Raw genomic sequence first — 22772 nt, 5'->3', positions numbered from 1 at the left:
CCGAGTTCGCACGGCGCGTGAGCAGACCCAATTGGGGCCGATCGAAGACCGGGCGGATGGTCTGATACCAAAGGCCCATGAGCGTGACTCATGGACCTTTGGTCAAGCCCGCGCGGCGCTTGAGCGGACCCACTTGGCACCGGTCGAAGACCGGGGCCGATGGTATGAGATGTGTCCGGCCGTGCCGGCCGGAGCCGGCCCCGGGGCGACCGCGGACCGGGCATGGTGTTTCGGGGAACCTCACGCGCCGTCGTGTCGTCCGGCGTCCGCCATGTCAGCACCTGGCCCGGCGGCCGGCACTTCCGATGCCATGCCCCGGTCTTCGATCGGCCCCAGGTGGGGTCGTTCAGACGCCGCGCGTGCTCAACCGGGGTCCGTGAGTTCAGCTCGCGCACCTAGGTCAAATTCAGATGAAGAGGGGACGCCCGCCCTGCACGCCCAGCCTTCGGCGCAGCCATCGGGGGCGCAGGCGTCCCCTTGGCGCCGTTCGGAGGCCGGAGCCAATGACCTCAAGCCGGACCGGGACGCCGGCCCCGCGTCCGCGTGGGGGGCGGACGCGGGTGGACGACATGCGGGTGGACGACCGCCGGCGCCGCCGTCAGCGCTTCAGGCCGCGCACGTCGCGGACCGCGCCGCGCGCGGCGGAGGTGGTGAGCGCCGCATAGGCCTGCAGCGCCTGGGACACCACCCGCTTGCGGCTGGCGGGCGTGAAGGCGGCGTCGCCCTTGGCCTCCATGGCGGCGCGGCGCTCGGCCAGCACCTCGTCCGACACCGCCACGCGGATGGTGCGGTTGGGGATGTCGATCTCGATGATATCCCCGTCCTCCACCAGTCCGATGGCGCCGCCTTCCGCCGCTTCCGGCGAGACATGGCCGATGGACAGGCCCGAGGAGCCGCCGGAGAAGCGCCCGTCCGTCACCAGCGCACATGCCTTTCCGAGGCCCTTCGACTTCAGGTAGGAGGTGGGGTAGAGCATCTCCTGCATGCCGGGCCCGCCGCGCGGGCCCTCGTAGCGGATCAGCACCACGTCGCCGGGCTTGACGCCGCCGGTGGAGAGGATCGCCTCCACCGCCGCGTCCTGGCTCTCGAAGATGCGGGCGGGGCCCCGGAAGGTCAGGATGGAGGCGTCCACGCCGGCCGTCTTCACGATGCAGCCGTCGAGGGCGATGTTGCCATAGAGCACGGCGAGGCCGCCATCCTTGGAATAAGCGTGCTCCACATCGCGGATGACGCCTTTCTGGCGATCCGTGTCCAGGGTGTCCCAGCGGCTGGCCTGGCTGAAGGCGACCTGGGTCGGCACGCCGCCCGGGGCGGCGCGGAAGAAGGTGGTGACGCTTTCCAGGTGGGTGCGCTTCACGTCCCAGCGGTCCAGAGCGTCCTTGAGGGTGGGGGCGTGGACGGTGGGCAGGCCGGTATGGATGAGGCCGGCACGGTCGAGCTCGCCCAGGATGCCCATGATGCCGCCGGCCCGGTGCACGTCCTCCATGTGGATGTTGGCGACCGCCGGGGCCACCTTGCACAGCACCGGCACCTTGCGGGACAGCCGGTCGATGTCCGCCATGGTGAAGGCCACCTCGCCTTCGTTGGCGGCGGCCAGAAGATGCAGCACCGTGTTGGTGGAGCCGCCCATGGAGATATCGAGCGTCATGGCGTTCTCGAACGCCTGGAACGAGGCGATGGCGCGCGGCAGCACGCTGTCGTCGTCCTGCTCGTAATAGCGGCGGGCAAGATCCACCACCAGGTGGCCGGCCTCCACGAACAGGCGCCGGCGGTCGGCGTGGGTGGCGAGGATGGAGCCGTTGCCGGGCAGCGACAGGCCGAGCGCCTCGGTGAGGCAGTTCATGGAATTGGCGGTGAACATGCCGGAGCACGAGCCGCAGGTGGGGCAGGCGGAACGCTCCATCACCTGCACGTCGGCGTCGCTCACCTTGTCGTCCGCCGCGGCGATCATGGCGTCGATCAGGTCCACCTTCTTGGGGCCGGTGGAGAGCAGCACCTTGCCGGCCTCCATGGGGCCACCGGAGACGAACACGGCGGGAATGTTGAGGCGCAGCGCCGCCATCAGCATGCCGGGGGTGATCTTGTCGCAATTGGAGATGCACACCATGGCGTCGGCGCAGTGGGCGTTCACCATGTATTCCACGCTGTCGGCGATGATCTCGCGCGAGGGCAGGGAATAGAGCATGCCGTCATGGCCCATGGCGATGCCGTCGTCCACCGCGATGGTGTTGAACTCCTTGGCGACGCCGCCCGCCTTCTCGATCTCGTGCGCCACCAGCTGGCCGAGGTCCTTCAGGTGCACGTGGCCGGGCACGAACTGGGTGAAGGAGTTCACCACGGCGATGATGGGCTTGCCGAAATCCCCGTCCTTCATGCCGGTGGCGCGCCACAGGCCACGGGCGCCGGCCATGTTGCGGCCGTGGGTGGAAGTGCGGGAGCGGTATTGGGGCATGTTCCTCGTTGCCTCTTTGGTGGCGCCGTGACGGGCCCGGCGCGTCTCGTCCGGCCGTCTTAGAGCGGCGTTGCCTCGGGGAAAAGGGTTTTGAGAGGAAGTCTAGCATGGCGCGGGCGCCCCCGCCCGACACGAAGGTGACAGCCGGGCCCGGTGCCCGGCCTGCGGCGCGACGGCGGTTTTCCCGGCGCCGGGGACTAGGATATGTCGGCTAAACGCGAAGCGGGGAGGCCGGCATGGACGATGGGGATTTCCGGGAGTGGGCAGGGCGGGCCGCCGCCTGGGCTGCGGACTATCGGCAGGGGCTCGGCGATCGTCCGGTGCGCGCCTCCACCGTTCCCGGCGCCATCGCCGCCGCCCTGCCGGCCGCGCCCCCGGAGGCGGCCGAGCCCCTGGCCGACCTGTTCGCCGATTTCGAGCGCATCGTGGTGCCGGGGATGACCCATTGGCAGCACCCCCGCTTCTTTGCCTATTTCCCCGCCAATGCCAGCCCGGCCAGCGTCATTGCCGAGGTTCTCACCGCCGCCATGGGGGCCCAGTGCCTGCTGTGGCAGACCTCCCCCGCCGCCGCGGAGATGGAGACGGTGATGATCGACTGGCTGCGGCAGGCGGTGGGCCTGCCGGCGCCGTGGCGCGGGGTGATCCAGGATTCCGCGTCCTCCGCCACCTTGTGCGCGCTGCTGACCATGCGCGAGCGGGCGCTGGACTTCACGGGCAACAGGCGCGGCCTCGCCGGCCAGGCGCCGGTGCGGGTCTATGCCTCCGGCGAGGTGCATTCCTCCATCGACAAGGCCTGCTGGATCGCCGGCATCGGCGAGGACAATCTGGTGCGGATCCCGGTCCGCGGGTCGCGCCGCGGGCTGGACCCGCTGGCGCTGGATGCGGCCATCCGCGCCGACCGGGCGGCGGGCCTGCGGCCGGCCGGGGTGGTGGCCTGCGTCGGCGGCACCGGGGTCGGCGCCATGGACGAGGTGGACGAGGTGGTGGCGGTGGCGCGGCGCCACGACCTGTTCGTGCACGTGGACGCCGCCTGGGCCGGCAGCGCCATGATCTGCCCCGAGTTCCGCCCGCTGTGGGCGGGGGTGGCGGGGGCCGACAGCATTGTGCTCAACCCGCACAAATGGCTGGGCGCCCAGTTCGACTGTTCGGCCCACTTCGTCCGCGATCCCGACCAGCACCGGCGGACCCTGGCCATCCAGCCCGAATACCTGAAGACCCACGGCAAGGAGGGCATCGTCGATTACAGCGAATGGTCGATCCAGACCGGCCGGCGCTTCCGGGCGCTGAAGCTGTGGTTCGTGCTGCGGGCGCATGGGCTCGAGGGGCTGAGGGGCATGATCCGTAATCATGTGCGCTGGGCCCAGGCGCTCGCCGCCCGGATCGCCGCCGCGCCGGGCTTCAGCCTGGCGGCGGAACCGGTGCTGTCCCTGTTCGCCTTCCGCCACGATCCCGGCGACGGGCGCGACGGCGACCAGCACATGCTGGCGCTGCTCCAGGCGATCAATGACGGTGGCCGGATCTACCTCACCCCCACCCGGGTCGATGGGCGGCTGGCGATCCGCTTCCAGGCCGGCGCCATGAGCACCACCGAGGCCGACGTGGCCTCGGCCTTCGATGTCATCTGCGACGCGGCGCAGGCGCTGGGGTGAGGTGGCGTGCTACGGCCCGGGCTCCGGCGCGGCGGGGGTGTCGGCCGGGGCCTGCCAGCCGCGCAGGGGCGCGCGGTCGCGGCCGCGCGCGGTGGCGCTGAGGCCGTAATGGGCGGCGAGCCGGTCGAGGGCGAGACCCAGCACCACCTTGGCGGTGCGGGCCGGCCAGCGGCGGTCCCGCTCCACCTCCTCCAGGCCCTTCAGGAAGCAGCACACGTCCAGCAGCACGCCGGACAGTTCCGGTCCCACCGCCGCCATCGCCTTGTCGAAGCGGGACTTGGCGGCCAGCACCATGTCGGTGAAGGCTTCCGGCCCGCCGCTGCCGCCGCCGGGCGTGGGCTCCCAGCGGCTGGTGACGCGCGGCGTGAGCTGGGCGCGGGTGAAATCCGCCCTGAGGCGCTCGCCGGCCGCGAGCTGGGCGGCGTCCACCAGGGGACGACCGTCGCGGCCGCTGCGGCGGGCCAGCCAGGTGAGGGGGCTTTCCGAGATGTTGTGGCGGGGCGTGGCAGGGCCCGGCGCGGCACGGGGACGACGCGGCGCCGGGGCCGGAGCCGGGGCGACGGAGGAGGGGGGATGGGGCGCGCGGGCCATGGCCTAGTGCTCCGCCGCCCAGCGGATGCAGGCTTCGAGGGCGCTGACGCGCCGGTCGAAGCCGGCGCCGTCGCGCTGATCCTCGATGCGGCGGCAGGCGTGCGCCACGGTCGTGCGGTCCCGCTGGAACGCGCGCGCCACGTCGGCCTGCGACAGGCCGAGGACCACATGGGCGAGATACATGGCGAGCTGTCGCGCCGCTGCCACCGGCGCCGACGAGCGCCGCAGGGCGAGCAGGGCATCGACGGCGATGCCATCGGCGGCCGACACGAGGGCGATGGCGATCCGGGCGCGCGTGGCGGGATCGCGGGCCGGGGGAAGGACACGTGGCAGCGCGCAGGTTCGGGGTTCGCTCGGGCCGGGCGGGGGCAGGGACGGGGCGGCGACCGGGGGCATTGCAACCTCATGTAGTAGGTATCTTTTCCTACATCCATCATGTGGGGCCGCAAAAGCAGGGGGACCGGCTCACTGTCCAGGGAGCGGCCATGCGCGCATTAATAACCTGATAATAAAAGATATTGTGTCCGTCGAGAACCGCTTGCGAAGTCGTCGGTCTAGGAACTTATCCCCCTTATCGCTCCTGTCCCGCAGCATGGCGCCGTGTTGCAGGAGGCTGCCATGGGAATCGGCGCGCGCGGCGGACGGATCAGGGCTTTCCGATGTGAGGAGGCGGAGGCGCAGGTGGAGCGGCGGCGGGTGGCGCTGGCGGTCATGTTCGCTCAGCCGCAGGACATCGCGCGGGCGCTGCGCGAGGCGCGGCGGGCGGGGCGGGCGGGCGCCGGCTTTTACGATCCGGCGCGCCATGCGGCGCTGATCCGCCTGTGGAAGGCCCGCGCGCGGCCGGTCCGGGCGGGCGGGTGCTCGTCGTGCCGGGATGACGGGACTATCGAGGGCGCCGGCTGATGCCCGGTCTACGCAGGCCTGGGTGTCCGCAGGAGGTGGGCCAGGACGCGGCGGGGGCCAGGACGCGGCGGGCCGGATGAGGAAGCCGCGACGGCCGGGCGAGACGCCCGGCCGTCGCGGCAGCGCGGCTCAGAGACCCTCGAACAGGGCCGTGGACAGATAACGCTCGGCGAACGAGGGAACGATGGCGACGATGGTCTTGCCGGCCAGATCGTCGCGCGCGGCGATCTCCAGGGCGGCGGCGATGGCCGCGCCGGAGGAGATGCCGCCCGGAATGCCTTCGTAGCGGGCCAGCGCGCGGGCGGTGTCGAAAGCGGTCTGGTTGCCCACCGTCACCACCTCGTCGATGATGGAGCGATCAAGGACGTCCGGCACGAAGCCGGCGCCGATGCCCTGGATCTTGTGCGGGCCCGGCGCGCCGCCGGACAGCACCGGCGAATCCTCGGGCTCCACCGCCACCACCCGCAGCGACGGCTTGTAGGCCTTCAGCACCTGGCCGATGCCGGTGATGGTGCCGCCGGTGCCGACGCCGGCCACCACCACGTCCACCTTGCCCTCGGTGTCGTTCCAGATTTCCTCGGCGGTGGTGCGCCGGTGCACCTCGGGGTTCGCCTTGTTCTTGAACTGCTGGGGCATCACCGCCTTGGGCAGCTCCTGAATGAGCTGCTCGGCCTTGGCGACAGCGCCCTTCATGCCCAGGTTGGCAGGGGTCAGCACCAGCTCGGCGCCCAGCAGCGCCAGCATCTTGCGGCGCTCGATGGACATGCTCTCCGGCATCACCAGGATCAGCCGGTAGCCACGCGCGGCGGCCACGAAGGCGAGGGCGATGCCGGTGTTGCCGGAGGTGGGCTCCACCAGCACGGTGTCGGCGTCCAGCACGCCGGCATCCTCCATCGCCTCGATCATGGCGACGCCGATGCGGTCCTTGACGCTGTTGATGGGATTGAAGAACTCGAGCTTGGCGAGAATGTCGGCCTTGGCGCCGCGCAGCTGCGGCAGGCGCTTCAGGCGCACCAGGGGGGTGTTGCCGATGGTGTCGGTAATGGAATCATAGACCAGCCCGCGGCCGGGACGCGGCAGCTTGGCGGGGATGATTTTGGCGGATTCGGCCATGGGCGCGCTCCTGAGGATCGTTATGGGCTGCGGCCCTGCAAGGCAGCCGCAGGGCCATTAAATGGCAAAATCAATGCGGCCGTGATCCGATCCGTGCCCCTTGTTGTCGGCGGCGCGGCAGAGATCTTCCAGCGTCACCGCGTCCAGGGCCGTGTCGAAGGTCGTCTCGGCGGAGGCCACGGCTGGCTGTACCACGTCCGTGACAAGGGGCGGAAGGATGATCTCCTTCTCCTCCTCCGATCCCTCCACCACGCGGACGATCTCGGCGACCGAGACCCGGCGTCGCTCGCGGGCGAGCTCGTAGCCGCCGCGTGGACCGCGCACGCCTTTCAGGACCCCGGCATGGACCAGGGCCTGCAGCACCGGTTCCAGCCGGCGGGGGGGGAGGCCATGCCGGGCGGCGAGGGCCTTGGCGGCGACCGGGGTGCCGCGCGCATGGACGGCGACGTCAACCACGGCGGCAATGGCGAGAAGGCTCTTGTCGGATAAACGCGGCATTTTTCTGTGACTATCTCTAGATCACGCGCCGGACAGGCCTGTTGATCCAAAACCACCGGCACCACGCGCACTTTCTACTAAATCTCCGGATTCTGCCAGCATTATTTGCGCCACTGGCGCCACCACCATCTGGGCGATGCGCATGCCGCGCGTGAAGGTAAAGTGTTCCGGTCCAAGGTTGACCAGGATCACCTTGATCTCGCCCCGGTAGTCCCAGTCCACCGTGCCGGGGCTGTTCAGCACGGTGATGCCGTGCTTCAGGGCCAGGCCCGAGCGCGGGCGGACCTGCGCCTCGTAGCCTTCGGGCAGGGCCAGGGCGAAGCCGGTGGGCAACGCCGCGAAGGCGCCGGGCGCGAGCGTCAGCGGCGCGTCCTCGGGCACCGCGCAGGGCAGGTCGAGGCCGGCGGCGCCGGCGGTGGCATAGGCGGGCAGGGGGAGCCCGGCGCCGTGCGGCAGGCGCAGGATGGGGACGACGGGGCGGCTCATGGACGGTCCTCTTCGCGGTTCGGCTCGATTTCGTGAGCGAGCGCGCGGGCGATCCGCGCGACCAGCTCGGCCGCCACCTCGGCCTTGGAGGCGGGGGGCCAGTGCTCCACCCCGGCCGCGCTCACCAGGTGCACGGTGTTGCTATCCCCCCCCATGATGCCAGTGGCCGGGGAGACGTCGTTGGCGACGATCCAGTCGCAGCCCTTGCGGGCGCGCTTGGCCTCGGCGTGGGCGATGACGGTTTCGGTCTCGGCCGCGAAGCCCACCACCAGGCATGGCCTCAGGGTCGGGTGCCGGGACACGGTGGCGAGAATGTCCGGATTCTCCACCAGGGTGAGGGCGGGCGCGCCGGCGGCGCCCTTCTTGATCTTCTGCCCGGCGGCGCCGGCGACGCGCCAGTCGGCGACGGCGGCGGCGAAGACGGCGGCATCGACCGGCAGGTTGGCTTCCACCGCCGCCAGCATTTCGCGCGCGGTTTCCACATGGATGACGCGGACGCCGGCGGGATCGGGCGCCTCGGCCGGTCCGCTCACCAGCACCACCTCCGCGCCGGCGGCGGCGGCGGCGGCCGCGATGGCGTGGCCCTGCTTGCCGGAGGAGCGGTTGGCGATGTAGCGCACCGGGTCGATGGGCTCGTGGGTGGGCCCCGAGGTGACCAGCACCCGCCGGCCGGACAGCGGGCCCGGCGCCGCGGCGAGCCGGGCCACGATGGCGGCCAGGATCTCGGCCGGCTCGGCCATGCGGCCCTCGCCGAATTCGCCCCGCTCCGCCATGGCGCCGGAATTGGGGCCGACGACGGCGATGCCGTCGTCGGTCAGCGTGGCGAGGTTGCGGCGCGTGGCCGGGTGGGCCCACATGCGCGGGTTCATGGCGGGGGCGATCAGCACTGGCTTGTCGGTGGCCAGCAGCACCGCGCTGGCGAGGTCGTCGGCGTGGCCGCCCGCCATCTTGGCCATCAGGTCGGCGGTGGCGGGGGCCACCACCACCAGCTCGGCCTCGCGCGAGAGGCGGATGTGGCCGATGTCCTGCTCGGCGGTGAGATCAAACAGATCGGCGAAAACCCGCTCGCCGCTGAGCGCACCCACCGCCAGCGGCGTGACGAACTGCCGGGCCGCCGGGGTGAGGATGGCGCGCACGGTGGCGCCGCGTTCCTTCAGCCGGCGGATCAGGTCAAGGCATTTGTAGGCGGCGATGCCGCCCCCGATGACGAGGAGAATGCGCTGGGCAGCGAGCATCGGCGGGCTCCGGTAAGGCCACGGAAACGCCGCCGGGGCTGGAGCCCGGCGGCTCGCACGGCATATAGCGCGGGCGCCCGGCGGGCGCGAGCCGCTCCCCGACCGGCCTCGTCCGGCCGCCGCCGCGGCCCGTTTCCGCACGGGCATGGGCCCCTGCCGGATCCCGAAATCGTGGCGTAGATGATTGACGAGACTTAGACTTTTAGCGTTCCCTGTCGTATATAGCCGGTGTGTGAGACGGAGGGGGCCGTGGCGCAGTCGACGAACGCCGAGGAGCTGCGCCTGGCCGCCTTCGGCGGCGAGTTCGCCGATCCGGCGACGGAAGCCGCGTTCCGGGCGGACCGGCTCGATGAGGCCAAACGCCATGCGCGGGTGCTGTTCGCCCTGTCGGCGGTGCTCAACGCCTTTTTCCTCCTGAGCGACTGGCGTTTCGAAGGCAGCCCCCATTTTGTGGTGGCGCTCTCGGCCCGCTTCGGCGTCATCTTCATCTCGCTGTTCTGCCTGATGGCGGCCCATCTGTGCCGGCGGGTGCGCGCGCTCGACGTGGTGGCGAGCGCGTGGCAGTGGGCGACGGGCATCGGGGTGGCGGTGCTGGTGACCAGCCGCAGCGAACTGGCGCTGTTCGTGGTGGTGCTGCTGCCGACCATCTATTATCTCACGGTTCCGGTGCCGTTCGCGCTGTGCGTGCTCAACGGCGTGGGTGCCAGCGCCATGCTGCTGGCGGGCTACCTGGACCCGGCCCTGCCGTTGCGCCTGCTGCTCGGGCTGGGGGTGGCGGTGGCCACGCTGAACGCCGCCCTGATGATCGTGCTGTCGCGCTCCAACCGCATGGATCGCCTGCAGTGGGCCGCGGTGCGGGCGGCCCGGCGCGCCAACGCGCGGCTGCGGGAGAGCGAGAATCTCCTGGAGAAGACGTTCCAGGCGGTGCCGCTGCCGGTGGTGGTGACCACCTTGTCGGACGGCGCGGTGCTGAAATTCAATGAGGCTGCCCTGCGTTTCTACGGCGCTCCCCGGGAACAGATCGCCCGGCTGCGGATCTCCGACGTCCACGTCTCGCCACAGCAGCGCGAGCAATTGCTGCGGCGGCTGCGGGACGAAGGCGCGGTGACCGACTTCGCCGGGAGCGTGCGGCTCGCGGACGGCAGCCGGCGCGAGGTGCTGGTGGCCGCGGCGCCGATCGAGCTGGGCGGCACGCCGGGCATGGTGGCGGCCGTTATCGACGTCACCGAGCGCACGGCGGTGGAGCAGCAGGTCCGCCACGCCGCCACCCACGACGCCCTCACCGGCCTGCCGAACCGGGCCGCCTTTCATGCCCGCCTGGAGGCGGCGCTGGCGACGCGGCGGCCGGCCGAGGGGCTGTGCCTGCTGCTGATCGATCTCGACGGGCTGAAGGACGTCAACGATTCCCTGGGCCATGACGCCGGCGATCTGCTGCTGTCGGAGACCGCGCAACGCCTGGCCGCGCTGGCGGGGGAGCGGGCCACGGTGGCGCGGCTGGGCGGCGACGAATTCGTGGTGCTGCTGGTGGCGCCCGAGGCGCTGGAGGCGGGCCGGCGGCTGGCCCAGGGCATTCTCGGCGACCTGCGGCGCCCGGTGTCGCACCGGGGACGCCAGCTGTCCACCAAGGCCAGCGTCGGTCTCGCGGCCTGTCCCGAGCACGATTGTTCCTATGGCGAGCTGATGAAGGACGCGGACCTCGCCCTTTACGCCGCCAAGCAGCAGGGCCGGGACCGCCTCATGATCTACACGCCGGTCATGCGGCAGGCGGTGTCGGAGCGCCTGTCGCTGCTGCGCGACATCATTGACGCCCTCGCCGAGGACCAGATCGTTCCCTACTACCAGCCGAAGGTTTCGCTGGCCACCGGGCGGCTCGCCGGGTTCGAGGCACTGGTGCGGTGGCGGCGCTCGGCCCACGCGGTGCTGGCGCCGGCGGCGTTTGAGATGGCGCTGCTGGACCGCGAGGTGGCGGTGCTGATCGGCGAGCGGATGGTCCGCAAGGTCACCAGCGACGTGCGGGGCTGGATCGAGGCCGGCTACGACTGCGGCCGCATCGCCATCAATCTCTCGCCGGCGGAGTTCACCCACCGCGATCTCGCGTCCAAGCTGCTGCGCCAGTTCCATGCCGCCGGCCTGCAGCCGGATCGCTTCGACATGGAGATCACCGAAACCGTCTTCCTCGGCCGCGATTCCGATCATGTCGCGCCGATCCTGGATGAGCTGAAGCGGGCTGGGGTGGGTGTGGCGCTGGACGATTTCGGCACCGGCTACGCCGGCCTGATCCACCTGAAGCAGCTGCCCATCGACACCATCAAGATCGACCGCGGCTTCGTGAAGGACATCGGGCAAGACACCTTCGACACCGCCATCGTCTGCGCGGTGCTCGAGCTTGGGCGCAATCTCGGCATGCGGGTGGTGGCCGAGGGGGTGGAGACCGCCGGCCAGGCCCGCTTCCTGCGCGAGCGCGGCTGCGGAAGTGCCCAGGGCTTCCTGTTCTTCCGGCCGCTGCCCGGCCAGGACGTGCCGGCATTGCTGCGGACCGAGGGCGAGCAGGCGGCCGCCGCCCGCCTCGCCTTGTTCCTTTAGGGGCGCCGCGTTCGCGACGTGGCAGGCGATTCGCCCGCTCCCCGGCGGCCGGTGGCGCAGGACCTCCAGCAGGCCCGGAACAACAGATCGCGCGCGTGCGCACGGCGCAAGATCACGCCAAGGTGAAGCTTGGGCATGAAAATGCCGCGCGGGGGGCGGAAACTGTCCTATTTCTCGTAGAGAAACAAATTGTATGTCCGCGAGCCTGACGCATGTCGCGGATGCGACGAAAAATACATGCGGCATCCGCATGTCGATTTTCCCCATGATCACAGCTCGTTATGATGGCATGCCCAAGAAGTGGGCGGTTTTGCCTTCAGGTTGTGCACGACATGAGAACCAAACTAACTCAAAATGTCGCTAATCAGACAAACGGTATGGGGAAACGGTCCTAGGTGACGGAGACAGCACCATGGCCTTAGAAGAAGCGGTTCACTTGGAACGGGATTCTGCATCGGCGCACATGCCTGTCGTGTCGTTGAGCGATGTGGCTCTGACGGGGATCTATGAGATCTCGAAGATCCTGACGGGACCGAACCGCCTGGAGACCACGCTGTCGAGCGTGGTGAACCTGCTGTCGTCTTTTCTGCAGATGCGCCACGGCGTCATCTCGCTGCTCGAGGATGACGGCATTCCCGATATCACCGTGGGGGTCGGCTGGAACGAGGGGACGGATGCGCGCTATCGCGCCCGCCTGCCCGAGAAGGCCATCGGCCAGGTCATCGCCACGGCGGTGCCGCTGATCGCCGAGAACGTGGCCAGCCACCCGGCCTTCAGCGCCGCCGACGCAGCGGCCCTGGGCGCCTCCGACGAGACGCGGGTGTCCTTCATCGGCGTGCCGATTCGCGTCGCCTCGCGCGTCATCGGCACGCTCACCATCGACCGGGTGTGGGACGGACGCTCGGTGTTCCGGCTCGATTCGGACGTGCGCTTCCTGACCATGGTGGCCAACCTCATCGGCCAGACGGTGCAGCTGCATCGTGTCGTTTCCCGGGACCGCGAGCGGCTGATGGCGGAGAGCGGGCGCCTGCAGAAAGAGTTGTCCGAGCTGAAGCCGACCCGCGAGCGGCGCAAGGTGTTCGTGGACGGGATCGTTGGCGACAGCCCGGAGATCCGGTCGCTGCTCGACAAGATCAACATCGTCGCCAAGTCCCATTCGCCGGTGCTGCTGCGCGGCGAGTCCGGCACCGGCAAGGAGCTGATCGCGAAGGCGATCCACGAGCTCTCCAACCGCGCCAAGGGGCCGTTCATCAAGCTCAATTGCGCGGCCCTGCCCGAATCGGTGCTCGAATCCGAACTGTTCGGCCATGAGAAGGGCGCCTTCACCGGCGCCGTGGGCGCTCGCAAGGGCCGCTTCGAGCTGGCGGACAAGGGCACGCTGTTCCTCGACGAAATCGGCGAAATCTCTCCCGCCTTCCAGGCCAAGCTGCTGCGGGTGCTGCAGGAGCAGGAGTTCGAGCGGGTCGGCGGCTCCCATACCCTCAAGGTGAACGTGCGCGTCGTCGCGGCGACCAATCGCAACCTCGAGGAGGCGGTGGCCCGCAACGAGTTCCGCGCTGACCTCTATTACCGGATCTCGGTGATCCCGGTGCTGGTGCCCTCGCTGCGGGACCGCCGCGCCGACATCCCCCTGCTGGCGACCGAATTCCTGGAGCGCTTCAATCGGGAGAACACCCGCGATCTGATGTTCGGCCGCGACGCCATGGACGTGTTGATGAACTGCGGCTTCCCCGGCAACGTGCGCGAGCTGGAAAACTGCGTGCAGCGCACCGCCACCTTGGCCCAGGGCGACGCCATTCATCGCGACGATTTCGCCTGTCGCCACAACGAATGTCTGTCGGCGCTGCTGTGGCGCAATCCGGCCGAGGCCGGGGCGCGCCGGGCGGTGGACATCCCGCTGCCGGTGGTGGCCGCTCCGCCGCCGGCGGCCACGGGCGAGGCGGCGAACTCGAACACGGCGCCGCGTCTGCCGGCTCCGCTTCCGGTGCCGCTCGCGTCGTCGTCGGCGGCGGCCGCCGCGGTCCGCCCGGCCAGCGACGACGACGATCCGTCGGAGCGTGAGCGCCTGGTGGATGCCATGGAGCGTGCCGGCTGGGTGCAGGCGAAGGCGGCGCGCCTGCTGGGCCTCACGCCACGGCAGATCGGCTACGCCCTCAAGAAGCACGACATCGAGATCAAGCGCTTTTGATCCGGTCCGCCCGTCGTCGACGCCGGCGGGATATGACGGAAAGTCTTCGAAAGGCCGGTGAGAAACCCTTCTCACCGGCCTTTCGCATGGCAGGGGTGTCGCACTTGCGACAGGGTGTCGGGGGCACGACAGGCGCCGTCTCTGGATGCTGAAAAATAATAATTCCAGATCAATAAGTTAGCGTCTGGCACGCGGCTTGAAAGGGAGAGTGGGCCTGCCATTATCTGCACACAGCGGAGCTAGCCCATGGCCTACAAGATCATTACCTCTCAATGCACCGTTTGCGGCGCTTGCGAGTTCGAGTGCCCCAATGCCGCGATCAGCCTGAAGCGCGACACCTACGTCATCGACCCCAAGAAGTGCACCGAGTGCGAAGGCAGCTTCGACAAGCCGCAGTGCGCGGTGGTGTGCCCGGTGGAGAATACCTGCGTTCCGGCCTGACGGCCCTGGTGCCGGCCTGTGGCTGGCGTGCGCCGGGGTCACCATCTTCGGCGCTTCAGTTTTCTTCGGTGAGGATGTGCGACGCGGCCGTTCGGGCTCGGTTTTCGCGCGTCCTCCGAAGCTTCGCGGTTCGCCTGCGCCGTGCGCGGCGAACCGCACCGGCCGCCTGATCGCCGGGATGGAAAAGCAAGTGGGATCGAGCGTCATCGATCCATGAGGTTGTCGCCGATGTCCGGAGCTTGAACGTGCCTGCCCCCTTGGGTTTCGCGCGCCGCCTTTCGGAGATCAATGCGGTGCGCCGGGGTGTGGCGGCCGTGAACACTGGGAAGTTGAACGGAGGACGAAATGGCGGCCGTACAGGAAACAGTCGAACAGGTTCGCTCCATCGACGTCGACCAGTACAAATACGGCTTCGAAACGCAGATCGAATCCGAGAAGGCGCCGAAGGGCCTGTCGGAAGACATCGTCCGCTTCATTTCCGCCAAGAAGGACGAGCCGGAATGGATGCTGGAGTGGCGCCTGGACGCGTATCGTCGTTGGCTGAATATGTCCGAGCCGACCTGGGCCCGCGTTGATTTCCCTCAAATTGACTTCCAGGATCTCTATTATTATTCCGCTCCCAAGAAGTTCAAGGCCCCGAAGTCTCTGGACGAGGTGGACCCCGAGATTCTCAAGACCTATGAGAAGCTCGGCATTCCGCTGCGCGAGCAGGAAATCCTCGCCGGTGTGGAAGTGCCGGAAGGGGAACGCCCGAAGATCGCCGTGGACGCAGTGTTCGACAGCGTCTCGGTGGCGACCACCTTCAAGGAGGAGCTGAAGGCGGCGGGCGTGATCTTCATGCCCATCTCCGAGGCATTGCGCGAGCACCCCGATCTGGTTCGGAAGTATCTTGGCACGGTGGTGCCCACCACCGATAATTTCTATGCCACGCTCAATTCGGCGGTGTTCTCGGACGGGTCGTTCGTCTACATTCCCCCGGGCGTCCGCTGCCCCATGGAGCTGTCGACCTACTTCCGCATCAATGAAAAGAACACGGGTCAGTTCGAGCGCACGCTCATCATTGCCGACAAGGGCGCCTATGTGTCGTACCTGGAGGGCTGCACCGCCCCGATGCGCGACGAGAACCAGCTGCACGCCGCGGTGGTGGAATTGGTGGTGCTCGACGACGCTGAGATCAAGTATTCAACGGTGCAAAACTGGTATCCAGGAGATTCCGAGGGCAAGGGCGGCATCTATAATTTCGTGACCAAGCGCGGCGATTGCCGCGGCAGGAATTCCAAGATTTCCTGGACCCAGGTGGAGACCGGCTCTGCCATCACCTGGAAATATCCGAGCTGCGTGCTGCGCGGGGAGGGCTCGTCAGGAGAGTTCTACTCCATCGCCATTTCCAATGGCCGCCAGCAGGTGGACAGCGGCACCAAGATGATCCATCTGGGCAAGAACACCACCAGCCGGATCATCTCCAAGGGCATCTCCGCCGGGCGGTCCAACAACACCTATCGCGGCCTCGTCTCGGCCCATCGCAAGGCGGAGGGCGCGCGCAACTTCACCAATTGCGACTCGCTGCTGATCGGCAACGCCTGCGGCGCCCACACCGTGCCCTACATCGAGGCCAAGAACCCCAAGGCCCAGTTCGAGCACGAGGCGACCACCTCCAAGATTTCCGAGGACATGCTGTTCTACTGCATGCAGCGCGGCCTGAGCCAGGAGGACGCGGTCGCCCTGGTGGTGAACGGTTTTGTACGCGATGTGCTCCAGCAGTTGCCGATGGAATTCGCGGTGGAAGCGCAGAAGCTGATCTCCATCAGCCTCGAAGGTAGTGTCGGCTGACCCCGGCTTCGACGAAATCTTGAAACAGAGGATCCGTGCCATGACCCCCTTGCTGGAAATCCGCGATCTTCATGCCGAGATCGCCGGCGGTCGGAAGATCATCAACGGCATGAACCTCACCATCAATCCGGGCGAGGTGCACGCCATCATGGGGCCGAACGGCGCCGGCAAGTCCACCTTGTCGTATGTGCTGTCCGGCAAGCCGGGCTACGAGGTGACGGCCGGCCAAGTGTTCCTGCGGGGCGTTGACCTGCTCTCCCTGACCCCGGACGAGCGCGCCGCGCAGGGCCTGTTCCTGTGCTTCCAGTACCCGCTGGAAATCCCCGGCGTGTCCAATATGGCGTTCCTGCACACCGCGGTGAACAGCCAGCGCCGCAAGCGCGGCGAACCGGAGCTGACCTCTCCGGAGCTGGTGCGCAAGGTGCGCGAACTGGGCAAGAAGCTCGGCATCGACACCGAGATGCTGAAGCGCCCGGTGAACGTCGGCTTCTCCGGCGGAGAGAAGAAGCGCAACGAGACGCTCCAGATGATGCTGCTGGAGCCGTATTTCTGTGTCCTTGACGAGGCCGATTCCGGTCTCGACATCGACGCGCTCAAGGTGGTGTCGAACGGCGTGAACGCCCTGCGCTCGCCGGAGCGCTCCATGCTGGTCATCACCCATTACCAGCGCCTGTTGGACTATATCGTCCCGGACGTGGTGCACGTGTTCGCCGCCGGCCGCATCGTCCACACCGGCGGCAAGGAGCTGGCCCTGGAACTCGAGGCCACTGGCTACGCCCAGTACCAGAACGAAGCGGCGTGACGACCATGGCCGCAGATATTCGCCTCATGAAGACCGCCGCGGAGCTGGCTCTCGCCGACACCTTCGCCGCCGTGAAGTCCGCCTTGCCGGGCGACGCCGAGATCGCCGCGCGCCGCGATGCCGCCTTTGACGCCTTCGCGGCGGTGGGCCTGCCCCACCGGCGGGTGGAAAGCTGGAAGTACACCGATCTGCGCGCCCTGCTGCGCGAGGCGCCGGCGCTGGCGCCCGCGCCGGGCGCCGACGCGCTCGCCCGGGCCGCCGCCGGCGCCGCCATGCTGGGCGGCATCACCGCCCGCCGGCTCTATGTGGTCAACGGCGCGTTCGCCCCGGAATTGTCCGATCTCGCCGATCTGGAACCGGGCCTTGCCATCACCTCGCTGGCGTCGGCCCTCGCCGTGGCGGATCCGCTGGTGGTGTCGCAATTGGGCAAGACGGTGCCCAGTGCCGATGCTGCCCTGGCGCTGAACACCGCCTTCATGGGCGACGGCGTGGTGGTGACGGTGGCCGATGGGGCGCAGATCGACCGGCCGCTGTTGGTGATCCACGTGACCACCGAGACGACAGCCACGGCCACGTTCACCCGCTCGCTGCTGCTGGCGGGCAAGGGCGCGCGCGTGCTGCTGCTGGAGAGCCACGAAGGGCCGGACGGTGCCGCCTATCACGTCAACACTGCCCTTGAGGTGGTGGTGGGCGAGGGAGCGAGCGTCGAGCGAGTGAAGATCACCGCGGAAGGCGGCGAGGCCCTGCATATCTCGACCCTGCTGGCTCAGGTGGCGGGCAATGCCCGGTTCGCCAACGCCAATTTCACCCTTGGCGGCCAGACGGTGCGTAACCAGCTGCTGGTGCAGATCCTGGGAGAGGGCACCGAGGCGCGCCTGTCGGGCGTGAGCCTGCTGGCCGGCAAGCAGCATTCCGACACCATGCTGTCGGTGGAGCACGTCGCGCCCCATTGCCAGAGCCGGGAGCAGTTCCGCACCGTGGTGGACGGTTCCGCTCAGGACATTTTCCAGGGCCGCATCGCCGTGCGCCAGAGCGCGCAGAAGACCGACGCGCGGATGATGAGCCGGGCGCTGCTGTTGTCCGACACGGCGGAATCCGACAACAAGCCGGAGCTGGAGATCTTCGCCGACGACGTGCAGTGCGGCCACGGCTGTACCACCGGATCGCTGGATCAGCAGCTCAAATTCTACATGATGGCCCGGGGTATTCCTGAGAAGGAAGCGGAGGCGCTGTTGATCCAGGCTTTCGTGGGCGAGGTGATTGATGCTATCGGTCATGAAGGGGTGCGCGCCGCCCTGACCGACGCCACCCAGACCTGGCTCCTCGAGCGGAAGTGAGACCATGCATCCCGCTGTGACCAACGGCGGCTATGACGTCATGCGGGTGCGCGAGGATTTTCCGATCCTCGGCATCCAGGTGAACGGCAAGCCCCTCGTCTATCTTGACAATGGCGCCTCGGCCCAGAAGCCGAAGGCGGTCCTGGACCGCATGCAGCAGGTGTACACGGCGGAATATGCCAACGTGCATCGCGGGCTGCATTATCTCGCCAATGCCGCCACCGAGGCCTACGAGGGCGGGCGCGAGCGCGTGGCGCGTTTCCTCAATGCCCGGCGCAACGAAGAGATCGTCTTCACCCGCAATGCCACCGAGGCCATCAATCTGGTTGCCTCCACCTTTGGCCGCACCCACATCAACGAGGGCGACGAGATCGTGATCTCCATCATGGAGCATCACGCCAATATCGTGCCCTGGCACTTCCTGCGCGAGAGCCGGGGGGCGGTCATCAAGTGGGCGCCGGTGGATGACGAGGGCAATTTCCTGCTCGACGCGTTCGAGAAGCTGCTCACCGATCGCACCAAGATCGTCGCCATCACCCAGATGTCGAACGTGCTTGGCACCACCGTCCCGGTGAAGGAGGTGACCCGCATCGCCCACGCGCGCGGCATCCCGGTGCTGGTGGACGGGTCCCAGGGCGCGGTCCACCTGGATGTGGACGTGCAGGACATCGATTGCGATTTCTATGTCATCACCGGCCACAAGCTGTATGGACCCACCGGCATCGGTGCGCTTTACGGCAAGTATGAGGTGCTCGATACGCTGCCGCCGTTCAATGGCGGCGGCGAGATGATCCGCGAGGTGCGGCAGGATACCGTCACTTATGGCGATCCGCCCCATCGCTTCGAAGCCGGGACGCCGGCGATCGTCGAGGCCGCCGGCCTGGGCGCGGCGCTGGATTACATCACCTCCATCGGCAAGGAGCGGATCCGCGCGCATGAGCAGGACCTGCTGACTTACGCCATGGAGCGCCTGCGCGAGCTGAACTCGATCCGCGTGATCGGCACCGCGAAGGACAAGGGCGCGATCATCTCATTCGAGATGAAAGGCGGCCATGCCCACGACTTCGCGACCCTGATCGATCAGGACGGCATCGCCGTCCGGGCCGGCACCCATTGCGCCATGCCGCTGCTGGAACGGTTCGGCGTCTCGGCCACCTGTCGTGCCTCGTTCGGTCTCTACAATACGCGCGAGGAAGTGGATCGGTTCGTGCACGCCTTGAAGAAGGCTGAGAGCCTGTTCGGTTGATCCCAACGCCGGCGCCTCGCGCCGGCGTTTTTGTTTTCCGGCCGTGGCCTCGCCGGGCGCGGCTGCCCCCACATCTCGGCACGGCCCATCCGTGCGTTTTTTACGCCCGAAGGGACGGTGGCGGCGCGCGCTTGCCAAGGCGCGAGTCCAATTCGTTCGCGCGCTTCCCGGCTACGCTCTGGTATCGCCGGGGGCGGCCCGGGCAGGTCAGCCAGCGCGGGGTGGCCGCCGCTGGCTGAAGGCCGCCAGGAGCCGCCGGGATCCGGCGCACACTCGGCGCCGCTCGCCTGTCCCCTTTCGCTCCACCCCGCCAATCCTTTCCCTGTCGCTTGCCGCGTGGCGATTGTCGGCGCCGAAGCGGCGGCCGGCGCCTGGTGGCTCCCGGTCCAGGCCTCCGCCGCCTTCTTCGCGTCCGGAGGCCCCGGCCGCGTCACGGCTGTTCGGCCGGTGGTGGCCATTGGGCGTGCCGGATGGCCGCGCCTGCGGGCGAGCCGGCATGCCAGCGCCACCCCAATCCCTGGCTCCCGGTCGCCGGGACGCGGACAGGGCGGACGGGGGCTTTGGGCTGTCATGTTTCATTTCCAACAGTCGCCGGGGCGGTTGTCCGGCGCCAGATTGCTGTGTCGGGTTCTGAACATGCGGTCCGGCTCCGCAGCTACCCGGCTATCCCTCTACATTTGAATAGTTTTTGACTGCGGATGCCGCTGGCACGCTCGTTGCTATCCTTCAAGGTGGGCAACGGGTTGCAGGCCCTGCGAGCTTAAACAGAGCTGCATCTGCACCCGAGCGCTGCGTGCAAGGGGTGCGCCCGGGCAACGGGGGTGCATCGGTTGAACGGGCGGCAACCGCGCCCCGGCGGTTCGCCGCCACCGGCTGAAGTTCATTAGGAGAGCAAGATGTCGCTGCGACAGATCGCGTTTTACGGCAAGGGTGGTATCGGCAAGTCGACCACCTCCCAGAACACCCTGGCCGCCCTGGCGGAGATGGGCCAGAAGATCCTCATCGTGGGCTGCGACCCCAAGGCCGACTCGACCCGCCTGATCCTGCATGCCAAGGCCCAGGACACCATCCTGTCGCTGGCCGCCAACGCCGGCTCGGTGGAAGACCTCGAGCTCGAGGACGTGATGAAGGTCGGCTTCCGCGACATCCGCTGCGTGGAGTCGGGCGGCCCGGAGCCGGGCGTCGGCTGCGCCGGCCGCGGCGTGATCACCTCCATCAACTTCCTTGAGGAGAACGGCGCCTACGAGGGCATCGATTACGTGTCCTACGACGTGCTCGGCGACGTGGTGTGCGGCGGCTTCGCCATGCCCATCCGCGAGAACAAGGCGCAGGAAATCTACATCGTCATGTCCGGCGAGATGATGGCCATGTACGCGGCCAACAACATCTCCAAGGGCATCCTGAAGTATGCGAACTCCGGCGGCGTGCGCCTGGGCGGCCTGGTGTGCAACGAGCGCCAGACCGACAAGGAGCTGGAGCTGGCGGAGAGCCTGGCCAAGAAGCTCGGCACCCAGCTGATCTACTTCGTGCCGCGCGACAACATCGTGCAGCACGCCGAGCTGCGCCGCATGACCGTGATCGAGTATGCGCCCGACAGCGCCCAGGCCCAGCACTACCGGAACCTGGCGACCAAGGTGCACGCCAATGCCGGCAACGGCATCATCCCGACCCCGATCACCATGGACGAGCTCGAAGACCTGCTCATGGAGCATGGCATCATGAAGGCCGTCGACGAGAGCCAGGTCGGCAAGACCGCCGCCGAGCTCACCGCCTGAGGCGGAATATGACGAACCCGGCTGGTCCGCGACGCGGGCCGGCCGGCTCGACGGCAACCCCAACGAGAGCGAGATTTCAAGATGAGCTTGGCCGAAAAGCAGAGCGTTGCCGAAATCAAGGCGCGCAACAAGGAACTCATCGCGGAAGTCCTCAAGGTCTATCCCGAAAAGACCGCGAAGCGCCGCGCGAAGCACCTCAACGTCCACGAGTCCGGCAAGTCGGACTGCGGCGTGAAGTCCAACATCAAGTCCATCCCGGGCGTGATGACCATCCGCGGTTGCGCCTACGCCGGTTCGAAGGGCGTGGTGTGGGGTCCCATCAAGGACATGATCCACATCTCCCACGGCCCGGTCGGCTGCGGCCAGTACTCCTGGGCGGCGCGTCGTAACTACTACATCGGCACGACGGGCATCGACACCTTCGTGACGATGCAGTTCACCTCCGACTTCCAGGAAAAGGACATCGTCTTCGGTGGCGACAAGAAGCTCGCCAAGATCATGGACGAAATCCAGGAGCTGTTCCCGCTCAACAACGGCATCACCGTCCAGTCCGAGTGCCCGATCGGCCTCATCGGCGACGACATCGAGGCCGTGTCCAAGGTCAAGTCCAAGGAATACGACGGCAAGACCATCGTTCCGGTGCGCTGCGAAGGCTTCCGTGGCGTGTCCCAGTCGCTGGGCCACCACATCGCCAACGACGCCATCCGTGACTGGATCTTCGACAAGCAGGATCCGAACCGGGTCGCCCCGTTCGAGTCGACCCCCTATGACGTGGCCATCATCGGCGACTACAACATCGGCGGCGACGCCTGGTCTTCGCGCATCCTGCTCGAGGAAATGGGCCTGCGCGTGATCGCCCAGTGGTCGGGCGACGGCTCGCTCGCCGAGCTGGAGAACACCCCCAAGGCCAAGCTGAACGTCCTTCACTGCTACCGCTCGATGAACTACATCTCGCGGCACATGGAAGAGAAGTTCGGTATTCCGTGGTGCGAGTACAACTTCTTCGGTCCGTCGAAGATTGCCGAATCGCTGCGCAAGATCGCCAGCTATTTCGACGACAAGATCAAGGAAGGCGCCGAGCGCGTCATCGCCAAGTACCAGCCCCTGATGGACGCGGTCATCGCCAAGTACCGTCCGCGGCTCGAAGGCAAGACCGTGATGCTGTACGTGGGCGGCCTGCGTCCCCGTCACGTTATCGGCGCCTACGAAGACCTGGGCATGGAAGTGGTGGGCACTGGCTACGAGTTCGCCCACAACGACGACTATCAGCGCACCGCCCAGCACTACGTCAAGGATGGCACGATCATCTATGACGACGTGACCGGCTATGAGTTCGAGAAGTTCGTCGAGAAGATCCAGCCCGACCTGGTCGGCTCCGGCATCAAGGAAAAGTACGTGTTCCAGAAGATGGGTGTGCCGTTCCGGCAGATGCACTCCTGGGACTACTCGGGCCCGTATCACGGCTATGACGGCTTCGCCATCTTCGCCCGCGACATGGACATGGCGATCAACTCCCCGGTGTGGAAGATGACCCAGACCCCGTGGAAGAAGTCGCCGTCCAAGCCGACCCTGCTGGCCGCCGAGTGATCGCGCGCGGTTAAGCGTTCGCCATCGAACGTTCGTCCCCGCCCCTCCCGTCCGCG

Annotated in this window: 18 protein-coding genes; 11 read left to right on the top strand and 7 right to left on the bottom strand. The window is 68.0% G+C overall.

Annotation, left to right across the window (positions count from 1 at the left end):
* Positions 1–598: 598 nt before the first annotated feature.
* On the bottom strand, positions 599–2452 hold the full coding sequence (gene ilvD / locus V5F53_RS14720) for a dihydroxy-acid dehydratase (RefSeq protein ID WP_393995108.1): 1854 nt from the start codon (positions 2450–2452) through the stop codon (positions 599–601).
* 236 nt (positions 2453–2688) lie between these two features.
* Here ilvD and V5F53_RS14715 point away from each other — a divergent pair, with 236 nt between their 5' ends.
* Entirely contained in the window at positions 2689–4101 is a 1413-nt protein-coding gene (locus V5F53_RS14715) for a pyridoxal phosphate-dependent decarboxylase family protein (protein ID WP_393995109.1), read from the top strand.
* A 9-nt stretch (positions 4102–4110) separates the two neighbouring features.
* On the opposite strand, the gene V5F53_RS14710 is transcribed toward V5F53_RS14715, so the two are convergent.
* Complete coding sequence (locus V5F53_RS14710) at positions 4111–4692, bottom strand: DUF6456 domain-containing protein (protein ID WP_393995110.1); 582 nt, start codon at positions 4690–4692, stop codon at positions 4111–4113.
* Between the two features lie 3 nt (positions 4693–4695).
* Positions 4696–5088, bottom strand: a complete 393-nt coding sequence (locus tag V5F53_RS14705) for a helix-turn-helix domain-containing protein (RefSeq protein ID WP_393995111.1) — start codon at positions 5086–5088, stop codon at positions 4696–4698.
* 222 nt (positions 5089–5310) lie between these two features.
* Here V5F53_RS14705 and V5F53_RS14700 point away from each other — a divergent pair, with 222 nt between their 5' ends.
* The gene (locus V5F53_RS14700) at positions 5311–5595 is read left to right on the top strand and encodes a hypothetical protein (RefSeq protein ID WP_393995112.1); all 285 of its coding nucleotides are present in this window, start codon (positions 5311–5313) and stop codon (positions 5593–5595) included.
* A 129-nt stretch (positions 5596–5724) separates the two neighbouring features.
* Here V5F53_RS14700 and cysK read toward each other — a convergent pair whose 3' ends face one another.
* Genes cysK through coaBC form a run of 4 tightly spaced genes read right to left on the bottom strand, consistent with a single transcriptional unit; the run spans position 5725 to position 8927 of the window.
* On the bottom strand, positions 5725–6708 hold the full coding sequence (gene cysK / locus V5F53_RS14695; RefSeq protein ID WP_393995113.1) for a cysteine synthase A: 984 nt from the start codon (positions 6706–6708) through the stop codon (positions 5725–5727).
* A gap of 57 nt (positions 6709–6765) precedes the next feature.
* Positions 6766–7206, bottom strand: a complete 441-nt coding sequence (locus tag V5F53_RS14690) for an RrF2 family transcriptional regulator (RefSeq protein WP_393995114.1) — start codon at positions 7204–7206, stop codon at positions 6766–6768.
* Positions 7207–7227: 21 nt separating this feature from the next.
* On the bottom strand, positions 7228–7692 hold the full coding sequence (dut, locus tag V5F53_RS14685; RefSeq protein ID WP_393995115.1) for a dUTP diphosphatase: 465 nt from the start codon (positions 7690–7692) through the stop codon (positions 7228–7230).
* The gene (gene coaBC, locus V5F53_RS14680; protein ID WP_393995116.1) at positions 7689–8927 is read right to left on the bottom strand and encodes a bifunctional phosphopantothenoylcysteine decarboxylase/phosphopantothenate--cysteine ligase CoaBC; all 1239 of its coding nucleotides are present in this window, start codon (positions 8925–8927) and stop codon (positions 7689–7691) included. The genes dut and coaBC overlap by 4 nt, the downstream gene beginning before the upstream one ends.
* A gap of 249 nt (positions 8928–9176) precedes the next feature.
* Here coaBC and V5F53_RS14675 point away from each other — a divergent pair, with 249 nt between their 5' ends.
* The 9 genes from V5F53_RS14675 (at position 9177) to nifD (ending at position 22716) form a co-directional block, all read left to right on the top strand.
* On the top strand, positions 9177–11510 hold the full coding sequence (locus tag V5F53_RS14675; RefSeq protein ID WP_393995117.1) for a putative bifunctional diguanylate cyclase/phosphodiesterase: 2334 nt from the start codon (positions 9177–9179) through the stop codon (positions 11508–11510).
* A gap of 463 nt (positions 11511–11973) precedes the next feature.
* A complete protein-coding gene (gene nifA / locus V5F53_RS14670) occupies positions 11974–13698 on the top strand; it encodes a nif-specific transcriptional activator NifA (RefSeq protein ID WP_393995118.1) in 1725 nt (574 codons plus the stop codon).
* Positions 13699–13944: 246 nt separating this feature from the next.
* The gene (locus V5F53_RS14665) at positions 13945–14139 is read left to right on the top strand and encodes a 4Fe-4S binding protein (protein ID WP_393995119.1); all 195 of its coding nucleotides are present in this window, start codon (positions 13945–13947) and stop codon (positions 14137–14139) included.
* Positions 14140–14484: 345 nt separating this feature from the next.
* A complete protein-coding gene (gene sufB, locus V5F53_RS14660; RefSeq protein ID WP_393995120.1) occupies positions 14485–15969 on the top strand; it encodes a Fe-S cluster assembly protein SufB in 1485 nt (494 codons plus the stop codon).
* Between the two features lie 40 nt (positions 15970–16009).
* A complete protein-coding gene (gene sufC, locus V5F53_RS14655; protein ID WP_393995121.1) occupies positions 16010–16771 on the top strand; it encodes a Fe-S cluster assembly ATPase SufC in 762 nt (253 codons plus the stop codon).
* Between the two features lie 26 nt (positions 16772–16797).
* Positions 16798–18108 (top strand): Fe-S cluster assembly protein SufD, encoded by a 1311-nt coding sequence (sufD, locus tag V5F53_RS14650; protein ID WP_393995122.1) that lies wholly within the window; start codon positions 16798–16800, stop codon positions 18106–18108.
* Between the two features lie 4 nt (positions 18109–18112).
* Complete coding sequence (locus V5F53_RS14645; RefSeq protein ID WP_393995123.1) at positions 18113–19354, top strand: cysteine desulfurase; 1242 nt, start codon at positions 18113–18115, stop codon at positions 19352–19354.
* A gap of 896 nt (positions 19355–20250) precedes the next feature.
* The gene (gene nifH, locus V5F53_RS14640) at positions 20251–21129 is read left to right on the top strand and encodes a nitrogenase iron protein (protein WP_393995124.1); all 879 of its coding nucleotides are present in this window, start codon (positions 20251–20253) and stop codon (positions 21127–21129) included.
* Positions 21130–21210: 81 nt separating this feature from the next.
* Complete coding sequence (gene nifD / locus V5F53_RS14635; protein WP_393995125.1) at positions 21211–22716, top strand: nitrogenase molybdenum-iron protein alpha chain; 1506 nt, start codon at positions 21211–21213, stop codon at positions 22714–22716.
* Positions 22717–22772 lie beyond the last annotated feature (56 nt).

This window comes from Xanthobacter cornucopiae (genome assembly GCF_043195065.2).
In the GTDB taxonomy this organism is placed as follows: Bacteria; Pseudomonadota; Alphaproteobacteria; order Rhizobiales; family Xanthobacteraceae; genus Xanthobacter.
The sequence above is the reverse complement of the archived record's forward strand: the minus strand, read 5'-3'. Positions and strand labels throughout refer to the sequence as shown.

Coding starts and splice junctions, on each gene's coding strand:
- V5F53_RS14700 (WP_393995112.1), top strand. CDS start 5,311: ATGGGAATCGGCGCGCGCGGCGGACGGATCAGGGCTTTCCGATGTGAG.
- dut (WP_393995115.1), bottom strand. CDS start 7,692: ATGAGCCGCCCCGTCGTCCCCATCCTGCGCCTGCCGCACGGCGCCGGG.
- ilvD (WP_393995108.1), bottom strand. CDS start 2,452: ATGCCCCAATACCGCTCCCGCACTTCCACCCACGGCCGCAACATGGCC.
- sufC (WP_393995121.1), top strand. CDS start 16,010: ATGACCCCCTTGCTGGAAATCCGCGATCTTCATGCCGAGATCGCCGGC.
- V5F53_RS14715 (WP_393995109.1), top strand. CDS start 2,689: ATGGACGATGGGGATTTCCGGGAGTGGGCAGGGCGGGCCGCCGCCTGG.
- V5F53_RS14710 (WP_393995110.1), bottom strand. CDS start 4,692: ATGGCCCGCGCGCCCCATCCCCCCTCCTCCGTCGCCCCGGCTCCGGCC.
- sufD (WP_393995122.1), top strand. CDS start 16,798: ATGAAGACCGCCGCGGAGCTGGCTCTCGCCGACACCTTCGCCGCCGTG.
- nifD (WP_393995125.1), top strand. CDS start 21,211: ATGAGCTTGGCCGAAAAGCAGAGCGTTGCCGAAATCAAGGCGCGCAAC.
- V5F53_RS14665 (WP_393995119.1), top strand. CDS start 13,945: ATGGCCTACAAGATCATTACCTCTCAATGCACCGTTTGCGGCGCTTGC.
- nifA (WP_393995118.1), top strand. CDS start 11,974: ATGCCTGTCGTGTCGTTGAGCGATGTGGCTCTGACGGGGATCTATGAG.
- V5F53_RS14690 (WP_393995114.1), bottom strand. CDS start 7,206: ATGCCGCGTTTATCCGACAAGAGCCTTCTCGCCATTGCCGCCGTGGTT.
- coaBC (WP_393995116.1), bottom strand. CDS start 8,927: ATGCTCGCTGCCCAGCGCATTCTCCTCGTCATCGGGGGCGGCATCGCC.
- nifH (WP_393995124.1), top strand. CDS start 20,251: ATGTCGCTGCGACAGATCGCGTTTTACGGCAAGGGTGGTATCGGCAAG.
- sufB (WP_393995120.1), top strand. CDS start 14,485: ATGGCGGCCGTACAGGAAACAGTCGAACAGGTTCGCTCCATCGACGTC.
- V5F53_RS14645 (WP_393995123.1), top strand. CDS start 18,113: ATGCATCCCGCTGTGACCAACGGCGGCTATGACGTCATGCGGGTGCGC.
- cysK (WP_393995113.1), bottom strand. CDS start 6,708: ATGGCCGAATCCGCCAAAATCATCCCCGCCAAGCTGCCGCGTCCCGGC.
- V5F53_RS14705 (WP_393995111.1), bottom strand. CDS start 5,088: ATGCCCCCGGTCGCCGCCCCGTCCCTGCCCCCGCCCGGCCCGAGCGAA.